We start from the raw sequence: 20,158 nt of genomic DNA on the forward strand, positions 1-20,158 counted from the left end.
ATTTTTTCAATATATAAAAAAAGCCTTTCGACTGAAAGGCTTTCTGTCATTCAAACCGTATTAAAGCGTTGCCAAAATATCTTTCAAAGTCTGACGCATATTTTTAGACTGGGTAATCGGGCGACCAATTACCAGATGTGTTGAGCCATCTAGCATTGCCTGTTTCGGTGTCACAATACGTTTCTGGTCATCTGCATTCGACCCTTCTGGACGAATGCCGGGTGTCACTAATGCAAAGTCTTTTCCAATCGTTTCACGTAACATTTTCGCTTCTTGAGCTGAGCAAACCACCCCATCTAGACCACTGTCTTTGGTCAGTTGTGCCAGACGTTTTACATGCTCATTTGGCTCAATATCCAGACCAATATCTTTCAAGTCTTCACGGCCCATTGACGTCAATACAGTCACTGCAATCAACTGAGTTTTATAATTACCTGCTTGCAAACGCTCTACACAGGTTTCCATCATCTTGCGGCCACCTGAGGCATGCACATTGACCATCCACACACCCAAATCTGCTGCCGCGCATACTGCCTGTGCTGTTGTATTTGGAATATCATGAAATTTCAGATCCAGAAATACAGCAAAGCCTTTATCTTGAAGTGCTTTGACAATAATTGGACCTTCATGGGTAAATAACTCTTTACCAACTTTAAGTCGACACAAGGCAGGATCTAACTGTTCTGCAATGGCTAAGGCATCAAATTGGCTTTTGGCATCTAGTGCGACGATGATACTCAAGAGATTACCCCTTCATATAGGCAAAAAATAAGCCCATTATAATGGGCTTTGATTTTCATTGGTAATATCTAATACAGTTTTTTCATGCCGGGTATGGGCTGCTGCTTCAGCGGCCATTAACTTGGCTGTATTCAACTGTTCCTTACGTAGATGTTCAATGTCTTTACGCAGTCGTTTAATTTCCCAATTCGTCTGAAAAACCCGGAAGATCTGAACGCCCAATAACAGGCCCAAAACGACACCTAAAGATAACGTGAGGAGAAGTAATAATCCCAGGCGCATTGCGGGAACTTGAGTAAATAACAAGTCCACTGACAATTCGGTACCGTTTTGCAAAACCAAAGCTAATGAATAACCAAACAGTACCAATAAAAGAATGACCAGAACGTAACGCATGAACACCCCGCAAAATATTTACAATTATTTTTGTGCAGACTCGTTCACAGCGTCACGAAGTGCCTTGCCTGGTTTAAAGTGCGGAACTGCTTTTGCAGCCACTTCTACTGATTTACCAGTTTTAGGGTTACGACCTACGCGCGGTTCACGGTGATGCAATGCAAAACTACCAAATCCACGAATCTCGATACGATTGTCAGTTGATAATGCTTCTATCATTTGATCAATCATAATTTTAACTGCTTCTTCCACTAAAGGCTCAGCCAAATGCGGATTTTTTAACGCAATACGCTCTATTAAGTCAGACTTATTAAGTGCTTCAGTAGTCATCTGCGACCTCTTTAATTATCAAGCTACTTGGGATCTATTTCCCGATAATAACCTGTTTAAATACAAAACGGTAGCGCAATAATTAAATACTACGCTACCGTTTACAGTATTTGTATAAAAAGTATTAGTTAACTTACATTAACAATACAATTCAAACGCTTACTTAGTTGCCCATTTGAGCTTTAATCAGGTCACCAATCGTCTTAGGACCATTGTCTTGACCAGCAGGAGCTGTTTTCAAGTTAGCAACTGCTTCTTTCTCTTCAGCTTCGTCTTTCGCTTTGATAGACAAGTTGATTGCGCGAGATTTACGATCTACGTTGATGATCTTCGCTTCAACTTCTTGACCAACTTCAAGGAACTTAGTTGCATCTTCAACGCGATCGCGGTTGATTTCAGATGCTTTCAGAGTCGCTTCAACTTCGTCAGCTAACTTAATAGTAGCGCCTTTAGCGTCAACTGCAGTTACAGTACCTTTAACCAACGCACCGCGTTCGTTAGCAGCAAGGAAGTCATTGAACGGATCGTTGTTCATTTGCTTGATGCCAAGGCTGATACGGTTGCCTTCAGCGTCTACAGAAAGGATAACCGCTTCAACAGTGTCGCCTTTCTTGTAACGACGAATCGCTTCTTCGCCTTGTTCGTTCCAAGAAATATCAGACAAGTGAACTAGACCGTCGATACCGCCTGGCAAACCGATGAAGATACCGAAGTCAGTGATAGATTTGATCGTACCAGAAACTTTTTCGCCTTTGTCGTGATCTTTAGCAAACTCTTCCCATGGGTTAGCACGAGTTTGTTTGATACCAAGAGAAATACGACGACGTTCTTCATCAACTTCAAGAACCATAACATCAACTTCGTCACCAATCTGAACAACTTTAGATGGGTGGATGTTTTTGTTAGTGTGATCCATTTCTGAAACGTGTACTAAACCTTCAACGCCTTCAGCGATTTCAGCGAAACAACCGTAGTCAGTCAGGTTAGTTACGCGCGCTTTAACGATTGAACCTTTAGGGTAACGGTTCATGATCGCTAACCATGGATCTTCGCCAAGTTGTTTAAGACCTAGAGAAACACGGTTACGTTCGCGGTCGAATTTAAGTACTTTAACAGTAACTTCTTGACCAACTTCAACAACTTCTGAAGGGTGCTTGATGCGTTTCCAAGCCATGTCAGTGATGTGAAGAAGACCATCAATACCGCCAAGGTCAACGAATGCACCGTAGTCAGTAAGATTTTTGATCGTACCAGTAACTGTTTGACCTTCTTCAAGCTGAGCAAGAAGAGCTTCACGGTCAGCTGAAGATTCAGCTTCCATAACAGCACGACGTGAAACAACAACGTTGTTACGTTTAGCGTCAAGTTTGATTACTTTGAATTCTAACTCTTTGCCTTCTAGGTGAGTAGTATCACGAATAGGACGAGTATCAACTAAAGAACCTGGAAGGAACGCACGTACTGGACCGATGTCAACGGTGAAACCACCTTTAACTTTACCAGAGATAACACCAGTAACGATTTCGCCGTCTTCAAAGATTTTTTCAAGTTTAGTCCAAGTTTCTGCGCGTTTAGCTTTTTCGCGAGAAAGAACTGTTTGACCCATACCATTGTCAAGTGCTTCAACAACTACGTCTACAGTGTCGCCAACTTGAACTTCAAGTTCGCGCTGTTCATTTAAGAACTCAGCACGGTCAACAACGCCTTCAGATTTAAGGCCAGTGTCAACAGTTACCCAATCAGAGTCAATGCTTACTACAACGCCTTGGATAACTGCACCCTTTTCAACGTTGAGGTTTAATTCGCTTGCTTCAAAGAGGGCTGCAAAAGATTCGGTCATGATATTTCCGATAAAGTCAGCGGTCTTGGATCAGACAAGGCCGGTTTAATTAAGCATCTACATAGTCCATATAAAACTGATCAAGCTATGCGTTTGCTGATAAAATTGGGTTAGTTTGCTAACTGCTGATCCACATAAGTGGTCATCAGCTGGAATACTTCATCGATATTCAAATCTGAACTATCGATAATGTAAGCATCATCCGCAGGCTTGAGTGGAGCGACAGTGCGTTCCATATCTCGTTTATCGCGAGCGATGATATTAGCTAAAATGTCGCTTATTTTAACATCCAGCCCCATGCCCTGCAACTGCTTTACACGTCTTTGCGCACGGGATTCAGCCGAGGCCGTCAAATATATTTTTGCCTGGGCGTTCGGGAAGATACTTGTCGCCATATCGCGTCCGTCTGCTACCAGACCCGGTGCCTGCGCAAAGGCATGTTGGCGTGAAACCAACGCTGTTCTAAGCTCAGGAATTGCTGCAACTTTTGAAGCAAACTCTCCTACCCGTTCAGTGCGAATAGTTTGGGACACATCTTCACCATCCAGCCACACCTGCACCCCGGTGTCGGTACTGACAAACTGGATATCTAAATTTGTTGCGATTTGTACGCATTCTGGCAATTTCGTGTCTAGAGAATCCAGCAAATCATGGTGATGCAATGACAAACCCAAAAGGCGGTATAAAGCACCAGAATCCAATAAGTGAAACTGATAATGTGCAGCCAGTTTCGCTGCTAACGTGCCCTTGCCAGACCCACTTGGACCATCAATGGTAATAATTTGAACTGTCATTGCTTTCCCGTTGTTGTTTAAACAGATTTTGCGAGTTTTGTCAGGCCTAGTTTAATCGCTGCCTGTAACTGTGCAAGGATTAATTTACTCACAAAAGGCGCACGTGCCTGCAATTCAATCGTATAAGTTACTAGCGTTTTGTCATCAGCCAGTGCTTCAAATTCAATAATACCCAAATGATGCTTGATTAACGGATTTTTAATAATCTGGTATTCGATGCGATTATTTGGCTCGAACAAGGTAATTTGTTCTTTCAGCGGCTTTATTGGCCCCATACCCATTGCACGTACCGAACCGAGTCCATCAGGATGTTCAGCATCCGCAGAATCCTTGATTCGTTCGACCTGCATCGGTGCGAAGGCAATATTATAGGTGTCATGCTTGGACATCAAATTAAAGACATCATCAAGCGCTGCCGGAAATTCTTTTTTTACTTGAATGCTGTTCATTATTGTTCCTGAAGATTGCAGATATTTGAAAGTAAGCAAATTTTAGCGGATAAAGCAGATTTATTTCTGCGTATTTAATAACTTTTCTTGTAACTTGAGTTCTCGTTTCTGCTCGCGGCGCAACTTAAAAAATGCACTCAGCTGTTCAGAACATTGCTGCTGCATGCAGCCTGCCTGGAAAGGAAATACGTGATTATAATAACCGGTTTCAAACAGTTGACGCGCACTCACCAATGAACCCGCTTTCGCTTCAAATGCACCAAATACCACTCGCGAAACCCGCGAATGCACCAGTGCACCGACACACATGGTGCACGGCTCAAGAGTCACATAGAGCACCGCATCATCAGGTAACCGATAATTTTGGAGGTTTTGACACGCATCACGTAGTGCAACAATTTCGGCATGCGCAGTCGGATCATTCAACGAGATGGGCGCATTAAATCCTTGGCCAATGATCTGATTCTGACTGACGATAATTGCCCCCACAGGAATTTCTCCCTGTGCAGCAGCAAGTGCAGCCTGCTCGTAAGCACGCTGCATCCAGTATTCATCTGTAAATTGTGTTTCGGACATTGAAGCTTAAATCACACCATAATGCTTGAGCAGCTCATTCCAGCTTTCAATAGTCGTAACTGGAGGATTCCCAGACAGGATCCCTTTCAAGCTCATATCTGCACCTTTTTTCCACTCAGGACTAAGGTCTTTGTCGACCAGACGTGCTCGTACACCCTCAACAAAGTCATGATGACGAATTTTCCAGTCCGAGATCTGAACTTCCAGTTCGAAAACTTCATTCCAGGAATGTATCTGCTTACCCCATTGCCACAATAGCCAGGTCAAGGCTGCAGTAGTTGGCGAACCTTTTTTCAGGTTTTCACTGGCCTGACGCAACCAGTCACTGCGTGCGTCACTCAGGCCAATAATCGACTCATAATCATGCTCAAAGTTGACACCACGGCAAACACTATGAATCACATCCAGAGAGTTTTGCAACGGTCCCGGGCCGACCGGACGGTGCATACTATTCAGGGTGTCATCAATGGCACGGAAGTCACCTGCAGGATAATGCTCCCAGTCAATATTAATGACTTTATCCAAAACTGAATCACGCTGTGCATCACAAATATGCGTTGCCCAGCCAATCCCGTAAGCGCCCGCAGCAGTCATGATTGAACCGGTCAAGCCGGTAAATAGACCAATCGCACCACGATCTGCCAAGAAGCGGGTTGCACCCACGTCTGGATACAAACCGATATTGATTTCAGGCATTGCCAAACGTGAATATGGCGTCACTAAACGGAAAGGCGCCGCCATAAACAAGCCCAAGCCACCACCCATCACATAACCTTCACCCCAGACTAAAACGGGTTTGGCATAATTATGCAGTAACAGATCGAGTGCATATTCTTGTTCAAAGAATTTATTGGCAGCCGCGACTTCATCATTAATCACTAACTGACGCAGCTTACGCACATCCCCACCCGCACAGAACGCTTTCGGTGTGGTTGAATCCAGCCAGATGGCTTTGACGCTATCATCATGATGAAAGTCCTGAAATACTTCCAGAAGTGCGGAAGCAATCGATTCATCGAGAGCATGCAAAGATTTCGGGCGATTTAAACGAACGATACGCCAACCATTGTGCGCTTCTTCAACAATCAAATCCGGATGATAATGTTTAGTAAGGGGAGAATATTTCATGCGTCCAGCTGCCAATCTATAGGCTCAATGCCATGTTGTTTGAGGTAGTTATTCGATTTTGAAAATACTTTACAACCAAAAAAACCACCACGGTTTGCTGCCAAAGGCGATGGATGTGCTGCCTTTAACACGAGATGCTTGTCTTGATTAATGCGCTGTCCTTTACGCTGTGCGTATGCGCCCCAAAGAATAAAGACAATATGTTCACGCTGTTCATTTAATACATCAATGACGTGATCGGTAAATTCTTCCCAACCGCGCTTCTGATGCGAAGTTGGCTGACCTGCTTCGACGGTCAGTACTGCATTTAACAGAAGCACACCCTGCTCTGCCCAATGCGTCAAGTCACCATGCTTCGGTCTTTCAACCCCAACATCAGCATGTAACTCATGAAAAATATTACGCAAAGATGGTGGTAATGCAACCCCCTTTTGCACGGAAAAGCTTAATCCATGCGCCTGATTTGGGCCATGATAAGGATCTTGCCCCAAAATTACCACTTTTACCCGATCTAGCGGCGTGGTATTTAACGCATTAAAAATCAGATGATTGGGAGGATAAATGATTTTATCTGCTTTTTTTTCTTCAACGAGAAATGCTTTTAATTCATCCATTTTCGGACTGAGCAAAAATTCACTCAATCCATATTTCCAGCTTTCATCCAGCTGAACTTTATTCAGCTTGGCCAGTTGCTGTTCATTTAAAGACATTCTTCAATCCTAAATCTATGTCAATGGATTTAAAGTCACGCAGACTTTAAATCTGTACCTGTAAATCTACTGTAGGGTTATGAAATGGTGTGCCCTGTTTGAGCTTGGCAAACATGTCCGGATCTGTCCATTCAGCCTGCACTTGTTCAGAGAACTCAAGTTGCTCCAGACTAAGGATGCCCATTTGTTCATTTTGAATATCTTCTAAAAAGCTTTGTGCATAGCCGGTGTCGGTTTCATGCACAATCACAGAATAGACTTCGACATCGCCTTCACCATTTTGAGTCACGGTCGATGCCAGCACCTGCTGTGCCAGAAAGAAGAAAATACGTGAAAACTGTTCTGCTGATGGCGATACCGGCAAAGACACCCAGCGCGCACTGAAATTCTTGCAGGCCTGAATATATTCCGGATCGTCATTTTGCCAAAAGCAGATGGCATGATCGAAAGAATCAAAGAAATCCTTAATCACACCTTTAAGCAGACCAAAGTCATAGACCATTTGACCATGATCTAGCTTCGAGGCTTTTAGCAATAACTCGACTTTATAACTATGGCCATGGATCGAACGCTTACAGCGATCTGACGTGCAGTTACGCACAATATGAGCATTCTCAAACTTAAATAACTTACGAATTAACATATGCCGTAATGTCGTCAAAAAATAGGTGAATTAATTTTGATTATAAAGCAAAAGTAAAGCTTTGAGGATTAATTTTGCTGTTTAGCATGATAGGGAAAAGGCATCAGCCCGGCATTTGCGCTTATCCAGCCTGTACAATTCATGAGCTAAAATTAAAATGGCGCCATGCTACGGTAAGCGACATAAACCTGTTTGTCCTGACGAACCAGATCGCTGCTAAACTGGCGCTTACGCTCACTTAAAACCACTTCGATTCGGGCTTTAAAATAATTGGATTGCACCCCAAGCAGACTGTTAAACAAATTACGCCTGTCCGCATCGACCTGAGCGAAAGGCTCCAGTGACCACAGATCAGTCACATTGGAAAAGTGCTCCAAATTGGCCTGACGCTGATCCAGCAATTGCTGCACTGCATTCACATCCAGCTTTTCATCCATACTAGCCAAAAGAAAAGCTGAAGCGGTATTAATATTGACCAGGCTCTCCTGCACCGGTGCAGTACTCAGATAAGGTGCTATCAGCTTATATTTATTCTCTTCAAAACCGCGTACCAGCTTTAATTCTTCTACGCTGTGAAATTTTGCATTCGGTGGCAAAGCAGCATTGGGCAAGCCCTGATAATAGTTAGATTCGGCGCCCATGCCCCCACTGACCAGCTCGTCTGCATCCTGCCAGTCAATGACTGCTTCACTGAGCTGTTCCGGCAAACTGGCACGTTTTAGAATCAGCTCGAACCATGCTTTGGCATTTTCATTGACTGCGCCTTCGGCAGTAATCAGGCTATTTAAATTAAACTTGCCTGATTCATCCTGTATTATTCCGGAGACATAACCGTCATCTACCGGAAAAGCTGGCATGGGCTGCGCCCAGGTTTCCTGCAGATGGTCGACCTCTGCGGCATTTTCAGCATCATCGACCAGCAATTCAGAAAAAAAGGCCTCAGCACTTTTGGCATACATTAAGGACTGGTTTTGTCGCATCAAATAGGCAGTGCTTTCAGCAGTTGCAGCTTGACGTTGCGCAATCGTAGCCGCCAGAATAGTCGCTAGCGCTACCATCACCAGAATGGTAATCAGTGCAATGCCCTGCTGCTGTTTGATCATGATCGCTTTATTCATTTTCATTTCTTATTATTCTGAGCTGGGTTGACCGGTGTTCTGAGTATCAAGCAAAAAGTCCGTATTTAATAAACTGAACATCCATTCATAACTGACGCCATTCACGGTTAAATTGATTTTAATCCCTTTAGGCAAACGCTGTTTATGCTCTAACTGATTCAGATCAGTAGAAGTATCCGGCCATTGCGTGAGTTCATTCGGATTGAGTACGACGATCTGGAATTGTTCCACTTCCGACAATAAAACACTGGATTCGGGCTGATCTTGACCTGTCTGATTTAGATTCCGGTATTTCAAGCGATAAAGTTTCTGCTCATCGGCTCGGTACTGATATTCAATGCGTTCATCTGGGGAAATCCCTTCTTCTAAAGGATCAGTTACCCCGGTTTTACTAAAGTTAAAACGTCCGTTCTGCAGCACCAGAGCCGGTTGAATATCGCCATTGATGTTGGCCGTTAAGGGTACTGCCTGTACGGTATCTCGCAGAATCTGCTGATAGGTTTGCTGTAACTGACCTAAACGCTGTTCATGAATCACATTCTGATCTTTCGTTTTGACAATATAATCAAAAACTTTCCAACCCAAAGCAGACAGCACTGCAAAGATCGCAATTGCGACCAATAATTCAACCAGAGTAAATCCTTTAGACTTCATGGAGTATTGTTCATACGATGATTAAAGAACATCAGGCTGCTGATACCAGATTCCACCTGACCACTGTCCTGATTAACCAGACTCACCTGCAGCTCGATTCGCTGAACATTCGGACTGACCGTCGGTTCACTGCGTTTATCGATCTGCCAGGTTTCACCTTGCTGGGTCAGCTGTTTGGAAGCCGTCCCTTCCATCCATTCCTGATTGATTTCCATTTGCGCCACTTCATTTAAGGCAACAAACTGTGCTTTGGTACGTAGAATGGCATTCGAGGTGGATTGGGTATATTGCATCGCGACTTTGGTCAGGGTTATGGCTGCGGTCGCAAAAATTGCCAAGGCGACCATAACTTCCAATAAGGTAAAACCTGAGGCACGATTAAGTCGAGTAAAACTCGGCCTGATAGCACCAAATCCAGTATTCTGCTTGAAATATCTAGATTTCATTGATTTTACCCAGATGATCAATCTCAATCGCAGCACCCACTTCACGGTCTTCTAAAAAGAACTGAATCCGCACCGGTTTGACTTCACCATTGCCGAGCCAGATTAATTGAGGTGAATTTGCCTGAGTCAGGTCACGATTTTGTGCCCTGGCATAACGCTGCTGTTCCAGTGCCTGAATTTGAAAGGAAATATGATCAGGCAAACTACGCAATTTAAAATCTGCATAATTTTGCCATTTCTCATCTTGCAGGTTCGGTTCAGTCTGCGCTGCCGAACGATATTCTATAATTCCATAGCGAAATGGTGTGACATCTGTCGCTGATTGAACGTCAAGCGCGAGTATTCTGGATTGGTCATTAGCCTCGCGTAGCACCCGTTGCAAGTCCACCAATAAAATTTCTCGTGCCTGCATCGCTTTGCGCTGATCGACACCACTGGTATTCAGCAGCACTAGTGAAGCCATAATTCCCATAATCACAATCACCACCATCAATTCGATTAAGGTAAAGCCACGAACTGCACTGTGAGGTGATCTGATCATAGGACAACCTTAGGCAAACTGCTCGGCTGAATGTACCTGCTTAGGCAAAGCCAGTGCCTGATCGATATAGGCTACACGCAAGGTATCGCGCGAACCCAAATAACGCTGATAGAAACTGGAATTAAGAATTGCAGCTGCACCATGGGTCAACGACCAGATCGAAGCCAGATAATCGCGTACTGACATGCGGCTATTAATAGAAGCCAGATAAGTTTCTGTCATACGGATAATCAGGCGTAAACGCTGTTTGCGCACCTGATAAAGTTCGCTAAAAAGGTGCTGGATTCCAACCCCAGTCGTCGACAGGCGTTCTTCAATCTGATGAAACAGCACGGTTCGTTCCGGATGATGTAAATGATGCAGCATAAAGAAGGCCAGATGTTCAGGAAAGGCTTTATCGCTATCCTGAATCATTTCCAGCAACATGCGCTCATTACGGATAATCAGCAGCATGTACAGCTCATCTTTACTCTGAAAATGTTTATAAAGTGTCCCTTTGGCCAGATCAAGCTCGGCAGCCAGCGCATCTAGCGTCATTCCTGCTTCACCATTTTCCAACAGGAGCTGTTCTGCAACTTGAAAAATCAAGGTTTCTCTTGCTCGAAACTGAGCCTGACGATCCATCTTCACCCTATAAACTCTCTTTGTACTTTATATAACTTTATTTACTTTAAATTCAGAAGATTTTCAAAGTTCTGCTTTGTGATAAAAGCCATTTCTTCTAGCGACTTATCATATACATCGCAAAGCGCTTTGGCTACATAAGGAACGTATTTAGGCTCATTAGATTTGCCACGATACGGCATTGGCGCAAGATAAGGACTATCGGTTTCAATCAGCACACGATCCAGCGGAACCTGTTTGGCGACATCACGCAGATCCTGCGCATTTTTAAATGAAACAATTCCGGAAAATGACACATAATAGCCGCAATCCAGTACTGCTTTGGCGGTTTCCCAGTCCTCGGTAAAACAGTGCAGGATGCCATGCGTAGATTTTTCCGCGCGAATAATATCGACGGTATCATGCTTGGCGGAACGGGTATGAACGACTACAGGTTTTTTGGTGATTTGTGACGCATGGATATGCCGGGCGAAACAGGCTTTTTGCTCTGCAATAAAATCGGTACTGTGATAATAGTCCAGACCTGTTTCACCGAGTGCCCAGACTTTCTCCGGTTGCGCCAGTTCGACCAGATATTCAGTCGTGGCACGCGCCATGGTTGCAGCATCTTCGCAAGGATGTACGCCAACGGTATATCCGACATCTGCATGACGCGCGGCAATTTTGGCCAGCTCGATATGATCATCCAGATCGACCGAGATACTCATGAATTTGGAAACACCGGCTTCACGAGCCTGAGCCAATGCCTGATCCAGATCACCATGATATGGTGTCAAATCAAGCAGGGTTAAATGACAATGAGTATCTACAAACACGATGCGTTCCTACCAAGGGTAAATTAACTACATAGTGTAACTTTTACGTCCTTCAGATTTAAGACCTGCAACCAGACGATCTGCTTCATTTTTAAAATAAACGCCTTTTTCACCGCTTAACTGGATGCCAAAGCCTTGTGGCTTGATGCCATTCTGCTTTTGCGAGACCCAGATGACTTTACCGGTTAAAGGAATTTTCTGGGTCTGGTCAGGCAAAGTCGTCAATACAAAAACCTCTTCGCCCAGTTTGACCGGCTGCTTGGAAGGAATAAAAAGCCCACCACCCACAACATAAGGCATATAGCTGGCAAACAGTGTTTCAATGTCAGGAATATTGGCCTGAATAATACCGCCCATACGTGGTTGCATGTGATTTCCCCTTAATTAAAGATTCATCAGCGTGATAAACAATTCATCAATAACCAGATTGCTTTGGACATTCTGTTCAAGGAATTGTTTAGCGCGCTGAAAATCTTCATAAATTTTAAAAAGTGCTTCTAATGAATATTGTTCGGCAAGTACATTGAATTCAAGGTCAATGTTTTTCACCGTCTGATTTAGCTTGACACAAATTAAATCGGACAACAAGTATTCAAACATTTGAGCAAAGTCATCAAAATTCAGGTTTTTATTCCATTTGGTCGCAATTGCCATCGGCATATTTTTTTGCATGACCAGTTTTTGCCAGTCTTGCAGGAATTCCTGACGTAGTGGCAGCCAGGCACTTTGTGCAACCTCTAGTGCCTGTAACGGCATCTGATTGGACAGGTTCATCAATAACTGTTGTTGGCTAGCACCTGCATCTGGGAGCTGATTCTGGACATAATCGCTAAATTGTTCTGCGGAAATCCGGTCCAAAGCAAAATGCTGCAAACGACTGCGTATAGTCGCGGGCAATTTTAAATAATGATTCGCCAGTAAAATAATGACCGTATTATCACCGGGTTCTTCCAGTGTTTTGAGTAAGGCATTGGCAGAGGCAATATTCAAGGCTTCTGCCGGCTCAATCACAATCACGCGCCAGCCATCTACAGTCTGTTGCACAAAAGGCAGCAGATCGCGAATCTTCTCGATCTTGATTTTGGCATTCTGTTTTTTATTGTCGTCATCGGTACTGATATGCACATAGTTGGGATGGGTGTCTGCCTTTAACCATTGACAGCTACTGCATTCACCACATGGCCCGGCAGGCTGACGATTCAGGCATAACACCCAAGCCAGAAACTGTTGGGTAAACGCTTCTTTACCACAGCCTTTTTTTCCATAAAACAATAAACCATGTCCAAGCTTGGGAAAGCGCCCGGTCAGGGTTTCCCAAACCTGTTGCTGCCATGGATAGATATGTGCATTGACATCAAAAGGCATGTATTTGACTCTTCTTAGGCAAAATGGGAAAGATCCATCTGATTCAGGCGATCCAGATCTTCCTGGGTATCCACCCCTGGCGGCAAATTGGCTTCAGCCACCGCAATGGCAATACGGTGTCCATTTTCCAGTACCCGTAACTGCTCTAGAGATTCCAGTTTCTCCAGCACACCCATTTCCCAGGTCACATATTCTTGCAACAGTTTTACCCGATAGGCATATAGGCCTAAATGACGATAGGCCTGATCATGCAGTTTTGGTTCAGTCAGTTTCGCACCATCACGGTCATAAGGAATGGTAGCACGGCTAAAATACAGTGCTTGCTGGTGTTTTGACATGACAACTTTTACAATGCTGTCACGTTTGAATTCATCCAGTTGATGGATCGGCTCACATAGCGTCGACATGGAAGATTCAGGCTGATCTTCCAAGAGTTGAGCAACCTGTTTTACCAGTTGCGCCGGCAGTAAGGGTTCATCCCCCTGTACATTGACAATAATGTCCTCACTGGCCCAGCCTTTGATTCGAGCCACTTCACTCAAGCGGTCTGTGCCTGAAGGGTGATCCGCCGAGGTAATGACAACATCAATGCCTTCAGCACGGCAAACGGCAGCAATACGCTCATCATCAGTTGCCACACACAGATCATCAAAACCTTGCACTTTTTTGGCTTGGTCCACTACCCGCAGAATCATGGGACGACGATGAATTTCCAGCAAAGGTTTACCCGGTAAACGTGAACTGGCGAAACGTGCAGGAATAACAATGTGTTTCATAATGAATGAGCCTTAAGAAATTTGAATACCGTATTGTTGTAACTGTTGCTGCAAGACTGTATAGCAGGCTGGCGATAGGACTGCATCGACTGGCACCACCCAGATATCCTGTTTAAAATCTGGATATTGTTTAAGTAGCGCCATAATTTTTATTGCGTCTTTTTCAGTGGTAATAATCGGATTGTTATCATCGAACTGTAAATCTTCAATGTCATAGTCATGATGGTCTGGAAACTCATGACACTGAAATTGTTCTATGCCTAAATTTTGCAAGGTCTGATAAAACCGCTGTGGAAAGCCAATGCCGACTACCGCATAAAAAGCCGCTTGAGGATCAAAGATTTTAGTGCTGTCCTGATTGAGCAAATAAGGCTGTGATGCAGCCAGATGCATATTCAGTTCAGAGCTTGGGTTAGCCGAATGCTCAATTACGGTTCCGGTTTTTAGCCGTGTTACAGGTTCGCGTAGATAGCCTTCAGGTAAAAGCTTTTGATTACCCAGACCGCGATTATTATCCAGCACAATCCACTCAATCTGGCGATTCAAGGCCCAGTGCTGTAATCCATCATCACAGATAATCAGATCCAGCTCATGTTTCTGCAATAACAGTTCAATACTTTTCTGCCGGTTGGGACCAACTGCCATCGGTACACCTGTTGCCTGCACAATCAAGGCAGGCTCATCTCCGACAATCTCCGGCAAGGTATTAAAGTCGACATAGGTAGGAAATGGGCCTTGACCACCATAACCACGGCTAATCACTCCCACACGGATATTTTTCTCGGTTAAATAATCCACCAGATGAATCAGCAAAGGTGTTTTACCGCTACCACCGACTGTGATGTTGCCAATCACCATAACGGGAATCGGCGCGCTATAACTTTTTTTAATGCCTTTTTGATAGAGCCAGTGATTGCTGACAAAACCCAGGCGATATAACCATGACAAAGGACGCAGCACCACCAGCCACTTTGCCTGTGCATTCCAAGCATCCTGAATGATTTGTGCCAGTGCCATAAGTTACTGTTCCTCAAAGTTACGCTGATGCAACTGATAATAAGCACCATGTAGCGCAATCAGTTCGGCATGACTGCCCTGCTCAACAATACGGCCCTGATCCATAACCACAATACGATCCGCGTTTTCAATCGTCGATAGACGATGTGCAATTACGATGGTCGTACGGTCCTGCATGGCTTTATCAAAGGCACGCTGAATAAAGTATTCCGACTCGTTATCCAGCGCACTGGTCGCTTCATCCAGAATCAGGATAGAGGCATTTTTCAAAATTGCGCGTGCGATCGCGATGCGCTGACGCTGGCCACCAGACAGGTTTAAACCCTGGGCACCCAGCTGAGTATCATAACCTTGCGGCAATGCCATAATAAAATCATGCGCATAGGCTGCCTTTGCTGCCGCGATAATATCTTCATCGGAAGCACCTTCGAGCTGACCATAAGCAATATTTTCCCGCACGGTACGATTAAACAGTACTACTTGCTGGTTCACCATAGCAATCTGGGTTCGCAAGGCGGTAATTTCAAAATCTTCAATCGGTTTCTGATCCAGCAAGATCTGCCCAGAAGTTGCATCCTGATAACGCACCAGCAGATTCACCAGAGAACTTTTTCCTGCACCAGAACGTCCTACCAGCGCTACTGTTTCACCGGCCTTGACCTGCAAATTAAAGTCATGAATAGCACGATGGCCATCATCATAAATCAAGTTGACATCTTTAAACTCGATATCGCCTTTCAGGCTATCCGTTAAAGTCCCGGTATTTTTTTCTTCAGGCATATCCAGCAATTCAAATACCGAATGAGCCGCAGCCATACCACGTTGAATTTTTTCATTGATATCCGTCAAGGCTTTGATCGGTCTTGCCAGCATACCCGCCGCAGTAATATAAGCGACAAATTCACCCGCAGAGGTATCACCCAGAATTTGCGGACGCAAGGCAATAAACATCACAATACTCAGTGAAATCGACATGATCAGCTGAACCACAGGACTATTCAACTGTTGTACAGCGACCATTTTCAAGCCACGACGCAAGTTTTCCAGCGAGTTCTGTTTAAAGCGTTCCTGCTCATAACTTTGCCCTCCAAAACCCTTGACGATCAGGTTGGCATTCACCGTTTCCTGCACCACATGGTTTACATCACCCATGGTGTCTTGCACTTGCTGCGATAATTTACGCATCCGTCTTGCAGCTTTACTGATAATAAAGCCAATGACGGGTGCAAAAATCAGGATACACATGGTCAGACGCCAGTTGGTATACAACAGGTAGCCTAATAATGCCAGAGTGATCAAACCTTGTTGCAACAAGGTTCTTAAAGCTTCAGTTGAAGCAGCGGTTAGCTGTTCAACGTTATACATGATTTTGGCAGTAATATGCCCGCTGGTATTATCCAGATAATACTGGGACGGTAAACGCAGCAATTTTGCAAAAACTTCCTGACGGATGTTGAATACCAGATTCCGGGAAATTACCGCAGTAAAATATCCACCCATGAACAAACCCAGGCCCCGGAAGAACATGAGTATGACCACTAAAAACGGGAAAAGTGATGTGAAACTCTGGTCTTTATTTTGAATCGCCTCAATAATATATTCCAGTAATTTAGCGACAGAGACTTCCGTAGCGGCATTAATAGAAAAACCCAGCAGGACAAGCAATGCAATGCCCCAAAACGGTTTTAAATAACTTAAAAGGCGAAGATAGACCTTAAAATCGTGCTTCACTAATAACCTCGGGTGGGTACTTTGGTACTGATATTAATATTTACAAAGCCGAGCTGCCCGGCCACATCCATGACACGAATCACGTCCTGATGGCTGGCTTTTGCGTCAGCTGCAATAACAAATATTAAATCACGGCGTTCATTAGAAATCTGTTTAATTGCAGTATTTAAATCCGCGACTTCCTTACTGGCCAAGGATTGACCATTGACTGCGTAATGACCATTGGCATCCACAATCACTTCAACTTTCTGATCATAGCTTTTAGGCGGTACACCTTGCGCATCCGGCAAGGTCAGATTCATTCGGCTCATTTGGCTAAATGTCGTCGACAAAAGTAAAAAGACCAGAATAAACAGCAGACAATCAATCATCGGTGTCAGATTAATATGTACATCTTCCACCTGGTTGCGTTTGAATTTCATCATCCGCCTCCTAGCTGGCTTTTTGCATGTCTTGATCTATGTCTGCATGATTACGATAAAAAAGATCCGCATGAAACAAAGTCGCTTGCTGCTCAAGTTCAGCCACATATTCCTGAACAAGACGCTGAAAATAACGGTGAGCAAACAGTGCAGGAATTGCAATCAGCATACCGGCTGCCGTGGTAATTAAAGCCTTGGAAATACCGGGCATCATCAAGACCGGATCACTTCCAGTTCCCACATCGATCATCAGGAAAGACTCAATAATCCCAAGTACGGTCCCCAATAAACCGAGTAAAGGCGCAACTGCACTCAACGTGCCCAGAAAATTAATATTTTTTTCCAGATAACCGATTTCCTGTGACGCCACCACTTCCATCTGCGCGCGAGCATACTGCTCACCCTGCGGCTTACTAGTATAGCCCGCAGCCAATACCCGGCCCAAAGTGCTTTGCTTTAAGGCCGCACTTTGATTCATTTTTTGCATGACTTGTGCTGTATTTTGCGAAGGCCCCATCAACAGTGTCAACGGAAGTACTGCATTCTTTTTCAGGCGAATCAGACGCTCGATCGAAATCGCCAGCATAAAGATAGAACACAAGACCAGGGGCAGCATAAGCCAGCCACCTGCTTTAACCAATTCCCACATCTAATTTATTCCCCAATAAAAAAAATATATAAATTATTCATCTTCTAAAATAGAAAGAATGCCATCCAGCTCTTCTAAAGAGTGATAGCTAATAACCAGTTTCCCTTTACCTTGCTTGTTATAGTCAATTTTAACATCTGCACTGAAACGCTCTGAAAGGCGCTGAGTCAATTGCTGAATATCCGGTGCTACAGCTTCTTTTACTTTTTCTTGTTTAGGTGTATTGAAATCACGGACTAACTGCTCGGTTTGACGAACAGACAGACTTTTTTCAATTACGATATCTGCAACTTTGAGCTGATCTTTAGCTTTTAAGGTTAAGATCGCACGTGCATGCCCCATATCCAGCAAACCCTGCTGCATAAAGTCTTTCACTTCTTCTGCCAGGCTAAGCAGGCGAAGTAGGTTACTCACTGTCGTACGCGCTTTACCCACGGTATCTGCAATTTCCTGATGGCTTAAGCCAAATTCTTCATGGAAACGTTGCAGAGCCATCGCCTGATCAATCGGATTCAGATCCTGACGCTGGATGTTTTCAATCAAGGCCAGTGCAATCGCAACCTGATCATTCAGATCACGTACAATCGCAGGAACCTCGGTCAAACCCGCCAGCTGTGCAGCACGCCAGCGACGCTCACCCGCAATAATCTCGTATGGATAGCGTTCATCGTCAACCGGACGGATCACGATGGGCTGCATGATGCCATGCTTTTCAATCGATGCCGCCAGTTCCTGCAAATCCTGCTCGTTAATATAACGGCGCGGCTGATATTCACCGCGCTTGAGCAAGTTCACATCGATCTGTTTTAGCTGACCATGGTCAAGACCTTGAGCTTCGAGTTGTAATTTTTCTTTTTGAATTGAGCCTAGCAAGGCATCCAAGCCACGACCTTTGGCGAGTCCACGTTTCTTGACGGTCATGCTTTACTTCCTTTTTTCACTTTGCTTTTCTTTAATACTTCAGCTGCCAGATTTAAGTAAGCAACTGCACCCTTTGAGCTTTTTTCAAAATAAATCACCGGCAAACCGTGTGCTGGCGCTTCAGCCAGACGAATATTTCGTGGAATTACGGTTTCATACAGTTTTTTACCGAAATATTGTTCTAATTCTTCAGAGACATCACGGGTTAAGGCATTACGTGCATCGTACATGGTGCGTAATACACCGACAATTTGCAGGTCCGGATTCAATGCTTGCTGAATCCGATCGATGGTCTGGGTTAAATCCGCCAGACCTTCCAGTGCATAATATTCACACTGCATTGGAATCAGCACACCATCCACGGCTGCCAAAGCATTGACAGTAATCAGGCTAAGACTCGGTGCACAATCAACAATAATATAATCAAATGAGGATTCAATTTCCTGCAATGCATCCCGTAAAATGAACTCGCGCCCTTCCTGCTCTGCAATCGCCAACTCAACCCCAGCCAGATCACGGTTTGCCCCAAGTACCTTGTAACCGACTTCCGCCTTAGATATCGCCGTTTCAATCGGCACTTCACCCAGCAACACATCGGTAACCGAATACAGCAGGTCATTCTTCTGAATGCCAGACCCCATGGTCGCATTACCTTGCGAATCCATATCGACCAGCAAAACACGTTTTTTTAACACAGCTAAAGATGCCGCCAAATTTACTGCGGTTGTGGTTTTACCTACACCACCTTTTTGGTTTGCAATCGCAATAATTTGTGCCATGTTGCCCCCAATCCCTTTAAAAATCTTAAATACGTTTTAATAGAAGTAAATGACGCTGTTCGTCTAAGCGCGGAACTTTAAGTTCAATAATCTCACAACTAAATTCATTTTTTAAAGTAGCAACTTCATCTTCAGGAATTAAGCCTTTCATTGAGGCAATAATCGTTTGTTCGTGCATATATGGCTTAGAAGCATCGACAAAGTCTGTTAATGATGCAAAGGCACGACTGGTAATCACATCAAATTGACCCAGCTCATTGATGCTGTCTTCATTTTCTACACGCGTTTGCACGGCAATAACATTTTTAAGTTTTAAGTCAGCAATAAACTGCTTGAGGAAACGAATTTTTTTGCCGTTAGAATCCAGTAATACACATTCACGCTCAGGCTGACATAAAGCAATGATCATGCCCGGCATACCGCCACCTGTACCGATATCCAGCAGTCTGCCTACAGGCAAGTCCTTTAAAATACTTAAACTGTCGAGCAGATGCTTGACCAGCATTTCTTTAGGATCACGGATTGCAGTCAAATTGTATGCTTTGTTCCACAACACCAAAGCATCCTGATACTTGAGTAATAAATTTAAAGCTTCATCAGATAGCTCTAAACCCAAAGCCTGGCTACCCTGCTTTAGTTCTTGAAAAAACATGTGCATAAACAATCTACGCTCGAAAAAGTTAGGTGGAAGTA

General features: G+C 44.2%; 26 protein-coding genes. All 26 read right to left on the bottom strand.

The annotated features are described in order from the left end of the window. Nucleotides 1–60: 60 nt before the first annotated feature. Nucleotides 61–741, bottom strand: coding sequence for an orotidine-5'-phosphate decarboxylase (gene pyrF, locus ACP7AK_RS10400; protein WP_425879849.1), 681 nt, complete (start codon nucleotides 739–741; stop codon nucleotides 61–63). Between the two features lie 36 nt (nucleotides 742–777). Beyond that, nucleotides 778–1,137 carry a lipopolysaccharide assembly protein LapA domain-containing protein gene (locus tag ACP7AK_RS10405; RefSeq protein WP_004278852.1) on the bottom strand — a complete coding sequence of 120 codons (360 nt, stop codon included), beginning with the start codon at nucleotides 1,135–1,137 and terminating at the stop codon, nucleotides 778–780. Between the two features lie 24 nt (nucleotides 1,138–1,161). Next, entirely contained in the window at nucleotides 1,162–1,467 is a 306-nt protein-coding gene (locus tag ACP7AK_RS10410) for an integration host factor subunit beta (RefSeq protein ID WP_004278853.1), read from the bottom strand. A 163-nt stretch (nucleotides 1,468–1,630) separates the two neighbouring features. Continuing rightward, complete coding sequence (rpsA, locus tag ACP7AK_RS10415) at nucleotides 1,631–3,307, bottom strand: 30S ribosomal protein S1 (RefSeq protein WP_004645456.1); 1,677 nt, start codon at nucleotides 3,305–3,307, stop codon at nucleotides 1,631–1,633. Nucleotides 3,308–3,417: 110 nt separating this feature from the next. Next, nucleotides 3,418–4,101, bottom strand: coding sequence for a (d)CMP kinase (gene cmk / locus ACP7AK_RS10420; RefSeq protein ID WP_425879850.1), 684 nt, complete (start codon nucleotides 4,099–4,101; stop codon nucleotides 3,418–3,420). 17 nt (nucleotides 4,102–4,118) lie between these two features. After that, entirely contained in the window at nucleotides 4,119–4,550 is a 432-nt protein-coding gene (locus ACP7AK_RS10425; RefSeq protein ID WP_004645458.1) for an SRPBCC family protein, read from the bottom strand. 60 nt (nucleotides 4,551–4,610) lie between these two features. After that, a complete protein-coding gene (tadA, locus tag ACP7AK_RS10430) occupies nucleotides 4,611–5,126 on the bottom strand; it encodes a tRNA adenosine(34) deaminase TadA (protein WP_396469443.1) in 516 nt (171 codons plus the stop codon). Between the two features lie 6 nt (nucleotides 5,127–5,132). Then, on the bottom strand, nucleotides 5,133–6,254 hold the full coding sequence (locus ACP7AK_RS10435) for an enoyl-CoA hydratase/isomerase family protein (protein WP_310078240.1): 1,122 nt from the start codon (nucleotides 6,252–6,254) through the stop codon (nucleotides 5,133–5,135). After that, nucleotides 6,251–6,964 carry a uracil-DNA glycosylase gene (gene ung, locus ACP7AK_RS10440; RefSeq protein ID WP_005247316.1) on the bottom strand — a complete coding sequence of 238 codons (714 nt, stop codon included), beginning with the start codon at nucleotides 6,962–6,964 and terminating at the stop codon, nucleotides 6,251–6,253. Before ung ends, ACP7AK_RS10435 begins: the two co-directional genes overlap by 4 nt. A 46-nt stretch (nucleotides 6,965–7,010) precedes the next feature. Beyond that, nucleotides 7,011–7,607, bottom strand: a complete 597-nt coding sequence (locus ACP7AK_RS10445; RefSeq protein WP_004278864.1) for a 6-pyruvoyl trahydropterin synthase family protein — start codon at nucleotides 7,605–7,607, stop codon at nucleotides 7,011–7,013. A gap of 152 nt (nucleotides 7,608–7,759) precedes the next feature. Beyond that, the gene (gene gspK / locus ACP7AK_RS10450; protein ID WP_425879851.1) at nucleotides 7,760–8,731 is read right to left on the bottom strand and encodes a type II secretion system minor pseudopilin GspK; all 972 of its coding nucleotides are present in this window, start codon (nucleotides 8,729–8,731) and stop codon (nucleotides 7,760–7,762) included. A gap of 6 nt (nucleotides 8,732–8,737) precedes the next feature. After that, nucleotides 8,738–9,379: a type II secretion system minor pseudopilin GspJ gene (gene gspJ, locus ACP7AK_RS10455; RefSeq protein WP_005247320.1), complete on the bottom strand. Its 642-nt coding sequence runs from the start codon at nucleotides 9,377–9,379 to the stop codon at nucleotides 8,738–8,740. Next, the gene (gspI, locus tag ACP7AK_RS10460; RefSeq protein WP_425879852.1) at nucleotides 9,376–9,825 is read right to left on the bottom strand and encodes a type II secretion system minor pseudopilin GspI; all 450 of its coding nucleotides are present in this window, start codon (nucleotides 9,823–9,825) and stop codon (nucleotides 9,376–9,378) included. The genes gspJ and gspI overlap by 4 nt, the downstream gene beginning before the upstream one ends. Then, nucleotides 9,815–10,366, bottom strand: coding sequence for a type II secretion system protein (locus ACP7AK_RS10465; RefSeq protein WP_425879853.1), 552 nt, complete (start codon nucleotides 10,364–10,366; stop codon nucleotides 9,815–9,817). Before ACP7AK_RS10465 ends, gspI begins: the two co-directional genes overlap by 11 nt. 9 nt (nucleotides 10,367–10,375) lie before the next feature. Next, nucleotides 10,376–10,990, bottom strand: coding sequence for a TetR/AcrR family transcriptional regulator (locus ACP7AK_RS10470; protein ID WP_005252237.1), 615 nt, complete (start codon nucleotides 10,988–10,990; stop codon nucleotides 10,376–10,378). A 41-nt stretch (nucleotides 10,991–11,031) separates the two neighbouring features. After that, nucleotides 11,032–11,805, bottom strand: a complete 774-nt coding sequence (locus tag ACP7AK_RS10475) for a TatD family hydrolase (RefSeq protein WP_005106566.1) — start codon at nucleotides 11,803–11,805, stop codon at nucleotides 11,032–11,034. Between the two features lie 27 nt (nucleotides 11,806–11,832). Next, a complete protein-coding gene (locus ACP7AK_RS10480) occupies nucleotides 11,833–12,174 on the bottom strand; it encodes a PilZ domain-containing protein (RefSeq protein ID WP_004278877.1) in 342 nt (113 codons plus the stop codon). A gap of 15 nt (nucleotides 12,175–12,189) precedes the next feature. Then, nucleotides 12,190–13,170 (bottom strand): DNA polymerase III subunit delta', encoded by a 981-nt coding sequence (locus ACP7AK_RS10485; RefSeq protein WP_425879854.1) that lies wholly within the window; start codon nucleotides 13,168–13,170, stop codon nucleotides 12,190–12,192. 14 nt (nucleotides 13,171–13,184) lie between these two features. After that, nucleotides 13,185–13,946 (bottom strand): 3-deoxy-manno-octulosonate cytidylyltransferase, encoded by a 762-nt coding sequence (gene kdsB / locus ACP7AK_RS10490; protein WP_425879855.1) that lies wholly within the window; start codon nucleotides 13,944–13,946, stop codon nucleotides 13,185–13,187. Nucleotides 13,947–13,958: 12 nt separating this feature from the next. Then, nucleotides 13,959–14,963 carry a tetraacyldisaccharide 4'-kinase gene (gene lpxK / locus ACP7AK_RS10495; protein ID WP_425879856.1) on the bottom strand — a complete coding sequence of 335 codons (1,005 nt, stop codon included), beginning with the start codon at nucleotides 14,961–14,963 and terminating at the stop codon, nucleotides 13,959–13,961. A 3-nt stretch (nucleotides 14,964–14,966) separates the two neighbouring features. Beyond that, on the bottom strand, nucleotides 14,967–16,694 hold the full coding sequence (gene msbA, locus ACP7AK_RS10500; protein ID WP_148334409.1) for a lipid A export permease/ATP-binding protein MsbA: 1,728 nt from the start codon (nucleotides 16,692–16,694) through the stop codon (nucleotides 14,967–14,969). Further along, entirely contained in the window at nucleotides 16,694–17,116 is a 423-nt protein-coding gene (locus ACP7AK_RS10505) for an ExbD/TolR family protein (RefSeq protein ID WP_425879867.1), read from the bottom strand. The genes msbA and ACP7AK_RS10505 overlap by 1 nt, the downstream gene beginning before the upstream one ends. 10 nt (nucleotides 17,117–17,126) lie before the next feature. Next, nucleotides 17,127–17,765, bottom strand: a complete 639-nt coding sequence (locus tag ACP7AK_RS10510) for a MotA/TolQ/ExbB proton channel family protein (RefSeq protein WP_425879857.1) — start codon at nucleotides 17,763–17,765, stop codon at nucleotides 17,127–17,129. Nucleotides 17,766–17,798: 33 nt separating this feature from the next. After that, nucleotides 17,799–18,686 (bottom strand): ParB/RepB/Spo0J family partition protein, encoded by an 888-nt coding sequence (locus tag ACP7AK_RS10515; protein WP_004731487.1) that lies wholly within the window; start codon nucleotides 18,684–18,686, stop codon nucleotides 17,799–17,801. Next, nucleotides 18,683–19,465, bottom strand: a complete 783-nt coding sequence (locus ACP7AK_RS10520) for a ParA family protein (protein ID WP_004278889.1) — start codon at nucleotides 19,463–19,465, stop codon at nucleotides 18,683–18,685. The genes ACP7AK_RS10515 and ACP7AK_RS10520 overlap by 4 nt, the downstream gene beginning before the upstream one ends. Nucleotides 19,466–19,490: 25 nt before the next feature. Beyond that, nucleotides 19,491–20,123, bottom strand: a complete 633-nt coding sequence (gene rsmG / locus ACP7AK_RS10525) for a 16S rRNA (guanine(527)-N(7))-methyltransferase RsmG (RefSeq protein WP_004278890.1) — start codon at nucleotides 20,121–20,123, stop codon at nucleotides 19,491–19,493. Between the last annotated feature and the right edge of the window lie 35 nt (nucleotides 20,124–20,158).

It is taken from the genome of Acinetobacter sp. TWP2-2-3 (assembly GCF_049896445.1).
In the GTDB taxonomy this organism is placed as follows: Bacteria; Pseudomonadota; Gammaproteobacteria; order Pseudomonadales; family Moraxellaceae; genus Acinetobacter.

Bases quoted from the DNA above. Each gene is read 5' to 3' on its own strand.
- ACP7AK_RS10405 (WP_004278852.1), bottom strand. From the start codon at position 1,137: ATGCGTTACGTTCTGGTCATTCTTTTATTGGTACTGTTTGGTTATTCA.
- ACP7AK_RS10410 (WP_004278853.1), bottom strand. From the start codon at position 1,467: ATGACTACTGAAGCACTTAATAAGTCTGACTTAATAGAGCGTATTGCG.
- rpsA (WP_004645456.1), bottom strand. From the start codon at position 3,307: ATGACCGAATCTTTTGCAGCCCTCTTTGAAGCAAGCGAATTAAACCTC.
- cmk (WP_425879850.1), bottom strand. From the start codon at position 4,101: ATGACAGTTCAAATTATTACCATTGATGGTCCAAGTGGGTCTGGCAAG.
- ACP7AK_RS10425 (WP_004645458.1), bottom strand. From the start codon at position 4,550: ATGAACAGCATTCAAGTAAAAAAAGAATTTCCGGCAGCGCTTGATGAT.
- tadA (WP_396469443.1), bottom strand. From the start codon at position 5,126: ATGTCCGAAACACAATTTACAGATGAATACTGGATGCAGCGTGCTTAC.
- ACP7AK_RS10435 (WP_310078240.1), bottom strand. From the start codon at position 6,254: ATGAAATATTCTCCCCTTACTAAACATTATCATCCGGATTTGATTGTT.
- ung (WP_005247316.1), bottom strand. From the start codon at position 6,964: ATGTCTTTAAATGAACAGCAACTGGCCAAGCTGAATAAAGTTCAGCTG.
- ACP7AK_RS10445 (WP_004278864.1), bottom strand. From the start codon at position 7,607: ATGTTAATTCGTAAGTTATTTAAGTTTGAGAATGCTCATATTGTGCGT.
- gspK (WP_425879851.1), bottom strand. From the start codon at position 8,731: ATGAAAATGAATAAAGCGATCATGATCAAACAGCAGCAGGGCATTGCA.
- gspJ (WP_005247320.1), bottom strand. From the start codon at position 9,379: ATGAAGTCTAAAGGATTTACTCTGGTTGAATTATTGGTCGCAATTGCG.
- gspI (WP_425879852.1), bottom strand. From the start codon at position 9,825: ATGAAATCTAGATATTTCAAGCAGAATACTGGATTTGGTGCTATCAGG.
- ACP7AK_RS10465 (WP_425879853.1), bottom strand. From the start codon at position 10,366: ATGATCAGATCACCTCACAGTGCAGTTCGTGGCTTTACCTTAATCGAA.
- ACP7AK_RS10470 (WP_005252237.1), bottom strand. From the start codon at position 10,990: ATGGATCGTCAGGCTCAGTTTCGAGCAAGAGAAACCTTGATTTTTCAA.
- ACP7AK_RS10480 (WP_004278877.1), bottom strand. From the start codon at position 12,174: ATGCAACCACGTATGGGCGGTATTATTCAGGCCAATATTCCTGACATT.
- ACP7AK_RS10485 (WP_425879854.1), bottom strand. From the start codon at position 13,170: ATGCCTTTTGATGTCAATGCACATATCTATCCATGGCAGCAACAGGTT.
- kdsB (WP_425879855.1), bottom strand. From the start codon at position 13,946: ATGAAACACATTGTTATTCCTGCACGTTTCGCCAGTTCACGTTTACCG.
- lpxK (WP_425879856.1), bottom strand. From the start codon at position 14,963: ATGGCACTGGCACAAATCATTCAGGATGCTTGGAATGCACAGGCAAAG.
- ACP7AK_RS10505 (WP_425879867.1), bottom strand. From the start codon at position 17,116: ATGAAATTCAAACGCAACCAGGTGGAAGATGTACATATTAATCTGACA.
- ACP7AK_RS10510 (WP_425879857.1), bottom strand. From the start codon at position 17,765: ATGTGGGAATTGGTTAAAGCAGGTGGCTGGCTTATGCTGCCCCTGGTC.
- ACP7AK_RS10515 (WP_004731487.1), bottom strand. From the start codon at position 18,686: ATGACCGTCAAGAAACGTGGACTCGCCAAAGGTCGTGGCTTGGATGCC.
- ACP7AK_RS10520 (WP_004278889.1), bottom strand. From the start codon at position 19,465: ATGGCACAAATTATTGCGATTGCAAACCAAAAAGGTGGTGTAGGTAAA.
- rsmG (WP_004278890.1), bottom strand. From the start codon at position 20,123: ATGCACATGTTTTTTCAAGAACTAAAGCAGGGTAGCCAGGCTTTGGGT.